General features: G+C 64.4%; 14 protein-coding genes. All 14 read left to right on the top strand.

Annotated elements, in window-relative coordinates:
- The coding region (gene tuf / locus L6Q96_20760) for an elongation factor Tu (GenBank protein ID MCK6556982.1) at positions 1–212 on the top strand (212 nt) is incomplete at its 5' end.
- Positions 213–298: 86 nt separating this feature from the next.
- Complete coding sequence (gene rpsJ, locus L6Q96_20755) at positions 299–607, top strand: 30S ribosomal protein S10 (GenBank protein ID MCK6556981.1); 309 nt, start codon at positions 299–301, stop codon at positions 605–607.
- Positions 608–644: 37 nt separating this feature from the next.
- Positions 645–1,292, top strand: coding sequence for a 50S ribosomal protein L3 (rplC, locus tag L6Q96_20750; protein MCK6556980.1), 648 nt, complete (start codon positions 645–647; stop codon positions 1,290–1,292).
- Between the two features lie 16 nt (positions 1,293–1,308).
- Positions 1,309–1,917, top strand: coding sequence for a 50S ribosomal protein L4 (gene rplD, locus L6Q96_20745; GenBank protein ID MCK6556979.1), 609 nt, complete (start codon positions 1,309–1,311; stop codon positions 1,915–1,917).
- Entirely contained in the window at positions 1,914–2,204 is a 291-nt protein-coding gene (rplW, locus tag L6Q96_20740; GenBank protein ID MCK6556978.1) for a 50S ribosomal protein L23, read from the top strand. Before rplD ends, rplW begins: the two co-directional genes overlap by 4 nt.
- Positions 2,205–2,206: 2 nt before the next feature.
- On the top strand, positions 2,207–3,028 hold the full coding sequence (gene rplB / locus L6Q96_20735) for a 50S ribosomal protein L2 (protein MCK6556977.1): 822 nt from the start codon (positions 2,207–2,209) through the stop codon (positions 3,026–3,028).
- Positions 3,029–3,038: 10 nt separating this feature from the next.
- A complete protein-coding gene (gene rpsS / locus L6Q96_20730; protein ID MCK6556976.1) occupies positions 3,039–3,320 on the top strand; it encodes a 30S ribosomal protein S19 in 282 nt (93 codons plus the stop codon).
- 24 nt (positions 3,321–3,344) lie between these two features.
- A complete protein-coding gene (gene rplV / locus L6Q96_20725) occupies positions 3,345–3,689 on the top strand; it encodes a 50S ribosomal protein L22 (protein ID MCK6556975.1) in 345 nt (114 codons plus the stop codon).
- 8 nt (positions 3,690–3,697) lie between these two features.
- The gene (gene rpsC, locus L6Q96_20720; GenBank protein MCK6556974.1) at positions 3,698–4,360 is read left to right on the top strand and encodes a 30S ribosomal protein S3; all 663 of its coding nucleotides are present in this window, start codon (positions 3,698–3,700) and stop codon (positions 4,358–4,360) included.
- A 21-nt stretch (positions 4,361–4,381) separates the two neighbouring features.
- The gene (rplP, locus tag L6Q96_20715; protein MCK6556973.1) at positions 4,382–4,819 is read left to right on the top strand and encodes a 50S ribosomal protein L16; all 438 of its coding nucleotides are present in this window, start codon (positions 4,382–4,384) and stop codon (positions 4,817–4,819) included.
- Positions 4,806–5,006: a 50S ribosomal protein L29 gene (rpmC, locus tag L6Q96_20710; protein MCK6556972.1), complete on the top strand. Its 201-nt coding sequence runs from the start codon at positions 4,806–4,808 to the stop codon at positions 5,004–5,006. The genes rplP and rpmC overlap by 14 nt, the downstream gene beginning before the upstream one ends.
- A gap of 13 nt (positions 5,007–5,019) precedes the next feature.
- On the top strand, positions 5,020–5,271 hold the full coding sequence (rpsQ, locus tag L6Q96_20705) for a 30S ribosomal protein S17 (GenBank protein MCK6556971.1): 252 nt from the start codon (positions 5,020–5,022) through the stop codon (positions 5,269–5,271).
- A gap of 33 nt (positions 5,272–5,304) precedes the next feature.
- Positions 5,305–5,673 carry a 50S ribosomal protein L14 gene (rplN, locus tag L6Q96_20700; GenBank protein ID MCK6556970.1) on the top strand — a complete coding sequence of 123 codons (369 nt, stop codon included), beginning with the start codon at positions 5,305–5,307 and terminating at the stop codon, positions 5,671–5,673.
- 21 nt (positions 5,674–5,694) lie between these two features.
- Positions 5,695–6,015 (top strand): 50S ribosomal protein L24, encoded by a 321-nt coding sequence (rplX, locus tag L6Q96_20695; GenBank protein MCK6556969.1) that lies wholly within the window; start codon positions 5,695–5,697, stop codon positions 6,013–6,015.
- Positions 6,016–6,019 lie beyond the last annotated feature (4 nt).

Here is a 6,019-nt window from a genome sequence, read left to right as displayed (position 1 = left end):
AGGGGTATCGGCCGCAGTTTTACTTTCGGACGACGGACGTGACGGGGGTGGTGACGTTGCCGGAGGGGACGGAGATGGTGATGCCGGGGGACAACGTGCGGGTGTCGGTGGCGCTGATCACGCCGATCGCGATGGACGAGGGGCTGCGGTTTGCGATTCGCGAGGGCGGACGCACGGTCGGTGCCGGCGTCGTCGCTAAGATCATCGAGTAAGGGCAGAAGTTGCGAAGTTGACGGAGAGCACGCGCAAGGGGCGACTGAACAGTCTCAACGGGGTGCGGTGGTAGCCGAATATGGGCATGAACGAACGCATACGGATTCGCCTCAAGGCGTACGATCACAGGCTGCTCGACCAGTCGGTGAAGGAAATCGTCGAGACGGTACGGCAGACCGGTGGTCGCGTGGCGGGGCCCATCCCACTGCCCACGCACGTCGAACGGTTCACCGTGAACCGTTCGCCCCACGTGGACAAGAAGTCGCGCGAGCAATTCGAGATCCGGACGCATAAACGACTACTGGACATACTTGAGCCCACCCAGCAGACCATCGACGCGCTGGGTAAGCTGGACCTCGCGGCGGGCGTCGACGTCGAGATTAAACTCCAGTGAGCGACACGAGGCGGGGCGACGCGAACTCCGGAAGGCCATGATCGGATTGATCGGCAAGAAACTCGGCATGACGCAACTGTTCGATGACAAAGGACAGTTGATTCCCGTAACTGTCATCCAGGCCGGCCCGTGCACGGTGGTGCAGGCGAAGCGCCGGGACCGGGACGGCTACGTCGCCCTGCAACTGGGCTTCGGCGAACGCAAGCCCCAGCGCGCAACGAAAGCTTACCGTGCGCATTGCGTGAAAGCCGGCAAGGGTGTGTTCCAGGTCCTACGCGAATTCGACCCTGACGATTCGGAGACCGCCTACAATCTCGGTCAGGAGATCACCGTCGATGCGATCTTTACCGCGGGCGACCGGGTCGACGTCACCGGAACCACCAAAGGGCGCGGCTTCAGCGGCGTGATCAAGCGGCACAGGTTCGGGGGATTCCCCGGAAGCCACGGTACGCACGAGTACTTCCGCCACGGCGGGTCGATTGGAAATCGGTCCTTCCCGGGGCGCGTGTTCAAGGGCAAGCGCATGGCTGGGCAGTACGGCAACGAGCGGGTGACGACGCAGAACCTCGAAGTCATCGCGGTCAAGGCAGCCGAACATCTGCTGCTGGTGCGCGGGGCCGTGCCGGGGGCGCGTAACGCCATCGTCGTGGTCCGCCCGGCCGTGAAGAGGGCGCGCCGTGACTGACGCAAGAACGGTACCGTTGATTTCCCAGCGCAACGAAGCGGTGGGGGAAGTAACCCTGCCAGCAGCGCTGTTCGGTGGGCCCGTGAGACGGCATCTGCTCTACGAAACCGTGAAGATGCAGATGGCGAACCGACGGGCGGGAACCCACGCCACTAAGACGCGCGGCTTCGTTAGCGGGGGCGGGAAGAAGCCGTGGCGCCAGAAGGGTACCGGTCGCGCACGAGCCGGCAGCAGCCGATCGCCCATCTGGGCCGGCGGTGCGACGGTTTTCGGCCCGCAGCCGCGCGACTATTCCTACCGGCTGCCTGCTACAGCCCGCAAGGCGGCCCTTTGCGCGGCCCTGGCGGCCAAGGTTCGCGATGGGCAACTTCTGGTCGTCGACCGGATCGCTCTCGATGCACCGAAGACGAAGCTGCTCGCCGCCGTCGCCGCTCAGCTCCAGGTGCGAAGCGCCCTCATCGTCATCGCCGGCCGCGACGAGAGTCTCGAGCGGGCTGCCCGCAACCTTCCCAAGATCAAGGTGCTGCGCGTCGACGGCGCCAACGTCTACGATATCCTCCGCTACGAGCGGCTCATCCTGACGCCGGAGGCGATCCGCGCACTGGAAGCGAGAGTGGGAGCATGATTGATCTCGGTCACATCATCTACGCCCCGCTGATCACCGAGAAGGGCACACTCGTCAACGAGCAGGGTAACCAATTCGTTTTTCGGGTGCGCCGCGATGCCAGCAAACACGATATCCGCCGTGCCGTCGAAACTCTTTTCAAGGTCAAGGTGGAGCAGGTGCGGACCATTAATTACCTTGGCAAGATGCGACGCGTCGGCAAGTGGCGCGGCCAGAGACCGAACTGGAAGAAGGCTTACGTGACGCTTGCCGCCGGCCAACGCATCGACTTCTACGAGGCCGTTTGATCATGCCGGTTCGCCAATACAGACCGACCTCGCCCGGGCGCCGCTTCCAAACGGTTGCGGACTTCTCGGAGCTTGCCGATAAGGAACCCGAACGCCGGTTGCTGGCGCCCAAGAAGCGCCGCGGCGGTCGCAACGCCCTCGGTCGCATGACCATGCGGCATCGCGGCGGCGGCCACAAGCGGCGCTACCGAGTCGTCGACTTCCAGCGGCGCAAGGACCAGATTCCGGCCCGCGTGGCCGCCCTGGAGTACGATCCCAATCGCTCCGCTCGCCTCGCCCTGCTGGCATATGCCGACGGGGAGAAGCGTTACGTGTTGGCGCCTGTCGGACTGAAGGTGGAGGACCGGGTGACGGCCGGGGAAGGGGCGGATATCAAGCCCGGTAACGCAATGCCGCTCCAGTTGATTCCGACCGGTACCATGGTCCACAACGTGGAGCTGAAACCGGGCCGCGGTGGGCAATTGGCCCGTAGCGCCGGGACTGCGGCACAGTTGATGGCGAAGGAGGGCGCGAAAGCCCTGTTGAAACTGCCCTCGGGGGAACTGCGCTATGTTCCGCTTTCCTGCCGGGCGACCATCGGCCAGGTGGGTAACGTCGAACACGAAAACGTTTCACTCGGCAAAGCGGGCCGCGTACGCTGGCTCGGCCGACGGTCTCGGGTCCGCGGTATGGCCATGAACCCGGTCGACCATCCGCACGGCGGAGGTGAGGGCCGGTCGAAGGGCAATCACCCGCAGTCGCCGTGGGGACAACCGGCCAAGGGATACAAGACGCGGCATAACCCGCGCACGGACCGCTTCATCGTGAAGCGGCGGACGAAGTAGGAGCACCGGGATGGCGCGGTCGGTCAAGAAAGGGCCATTTGTGGACGGTCATCTCGCCGCCAGGGTGGACGCGATGAACGCGGCGCGCGATAAACGGGTCATCAAGACCTGGTCGCGACGGTCGACGATTACACCGGACATGATCGGGCACACGTTTGCGGTTCACAACGGCCGGAAATTCATCCCGGTCTACGTTTCCGAGAATATGGTCGGGCACAAACTCGGCGAGTTTTCTCCAACCCGCACCTTCCACGGCCACTCGGGCGACCGTAAGGCCGAGGTTAAGAAGTGAGTGCGGGCGGGAAGTGAGGGCCGGATGGAAGCACGAGCCGTAAGCCGACACCTGCGCATTGCGCCCCGCAAGGCCCGCCTGGTCGTGGACCTCATCCGTGGCAAGAGCGTGGGCGAAGCTCTGATGATACTGGATTTCGTGCCGAAGAAGGCCGCCCGAATGGTAACCAAGACGCTTAAGTCGGTGGTTGCCAATGCCGAACAGGCACAGCGGGTGGACGTCGACGCGCTTTACGTCCGGTCGGCGACGGTCGACGGCGGCGCAACGCTGAAGCGCTTCCTGCCGCGCGCCCATGGACGCGCGACACCGCTGCGCAAGCGCACCAGCCACATAACGATCGTCGTCGGCGAGCGGACGCGCGGCGCCTAGAGGGAGCTATGGGTCAGAAGGTCCACCCAAAAGGATTTCGCCTCGGGGTTATCGAGGCCTGGGATTCCAAGTGGTTCGGCCGGCGCGACTACGCCGACCTGCTCCACGAGGACCTGCGGCTGCGGAAGTTCCTCAAGGATCGTCTCTACCACGCGGGCATCTCCAAGGTGGAGATCGAACGGGCGGCGAACAAAGCGAAAATCAACATCTACACCGCTCGCCCGGGCATCGTGATCGGAAAGAAAGGCGCCGAAATCGATAAGCTCAAAAGCGAAATCGCCAAAATCACCAAACGCGAATCGTTCATCAATATCCACGAGGTCCGCAGGCCGGATGTCGACGCGCAGCTCGTCGCTGAGAACGTGGCGCTGCAGCTCGAACGCCGCGTTGCCTTCCGGCGCGCCATGAAGGAAGCCGTGGGCCGCGCCATGCGCATGGGCGCCCTCGGGGTCAAGGTGCAGTGCGCCGGCCGGCTCGGCGGCGCCGAGATCGCCCGGACCGAGTGGTACCGCGAGGGGCGCGTGCCGTTGCACACGCTGCGCGCCGACATCAGTTACGGGTTCGCGCAGGCGAAGACGACGTACGGGGTCATCGGTATCAAGGCGTGGATCTTCCGCGGCGAGGTGCTGACCCGAGACGAGGACAAGCAGAAGGCCGCAGCCGGGGCGTAATGCGCCGGGGACGTTGACATCATGCTGGCACCGAAAAAGGTCAAGTACCGCAAGCAGCAGAAGGGGCGCCGGCCGGGCCTCGCCTGGCGAGGCTCTGCGCTCGCCTTTGGCGACTTCGGCCTGCAGGCCACCGAGCGTGGCTGGGTCACGGCACGCGAGCTGGAAGCGGCACGCGTCGCCCTGACCAGGCATATCAAACGCGGCGGTCGCGTCTGGATCCGCGTCTTCCCCGATAAGCCGCTCACCAAGAAGCCTGCGGAAACGCGCATGGGCAAGGGGAAGGGGTCGCCGGAGATCTGGGTGGTCGTCGTCAAGCCGGGACGCATGCTCTTCGAGATGGAAGGCGTGTCCCCGGAAGTTGCCCGCGAGGCCTTCCGTCTCGCGGCGCACAAGCTCTCGATTCCAACGCAGTACCGGGAACGACATGCCAGTGGCGGAGGTGGTCATGCGGCCGCGTGAGTTGCGTGATCTGAGCGACGCCGAGCTCGAAGTTAAGGAGCGCGAACTGCGCGAGTCGCTGTTTCTCTTGCGGCTCCGCCACCGCACCAATCAACTCGAAAGCCCGGCCCGACTGGAACAGACCAGACGAGATATCGCGCGGGTGCGCACGATACAACGACAGCGACGGCAGCCGGCCGGCGCGTGACGGATGGCATAAGATGCGTGGCAAAGCGAAAACCAGGGAAGGGGTCGTCCTCAGCGACAAGATGGACAAAACCGTCGTCGTCGCGGTCGAGCGCCTCGTCCAGCACCCTAAGTACAAGAAATACCTCAAGCGACGCGACAAGGTGAAAGCGCACGACGAGCAGAACCGCTGCGGCGTGGGCGACCGGGTCTTGATCGCGGAAACTCGTCCCCTCAGCCGGGACAAGCGATGGACGGTGCGTACCGTCCTCGTCAAGGCGGAGTGACGGGAAGGCGCGGCGCGGCCGGCGGAGACGGAAATGGTGCAGTCGGAAACGATCCTCGACGTGGCGGACAACTCGGGAGCGCGCAAGGTGCTGTGCATCAAGGTGCTCGGCGGCTCACGGCGCAGGTACGCCTCGCTCGGCGATATCATCGTCGTGTCGGTCAAGGAGGCGATCCCAAACGCGAAAGTCAAGAAGGGCGACGTCATGAAGGCGGTGATTGTCCGGACCACCAAGGAAGTGGGCCGGCCGGACGGGTCGTACATCAAGTTCGATTCCAACTCCGCCGTCCTGATCGACAACCAGCGTGAACCCGTCGGTACCCGTATCTTCGGACCGGTGGCGCGCGAGCTGCGGGCCAAGCGGTTCATGAAGATTCTCTCGCTGGCGCCCGAGGTGATCTGAGGCTGCACGGAGATCGGTACGATGCGCGCAACGATCCGCAAAAACGACACGGTGATGGTCATCGCCGGACGAGACCGCGGCAAGACCGGTAAGGTGCTCCGCGTCTTTCCCGAGCGCGAGCGGGTGACCGTCGAGCGCTTGAACATGGTGAAGCGCCACTCCAAGGCCCGTGGGCCGCAGACGGCAGCGGGAATCGTGGAGAAAGAGGCGCCCATTCATCGCTCCAACCTCATGATTATGTGCGACAAGTGCAATGCCCCCGTGCGCATGGGCAAGCGCCGCCTCGAAGACGGCCGCAGCGTGCGAGTCTGTCGGGCATGCAACGAACAGCTCGATCGGTGAGACT

This window comes from Candidatus Binatia bacterium, from assembly GCA_023150935.1.
In the GTDB taxonomy this organism is placed as follows: Bacteria; Desulfobacterota; Binatia; order HRBIN30; family HRBIN30; genus JAKLJW01.
Note: the sequence above shows the minus strand (reverse complement) of the source record. Positions and strands in the feature narration are given on the sequence as shown.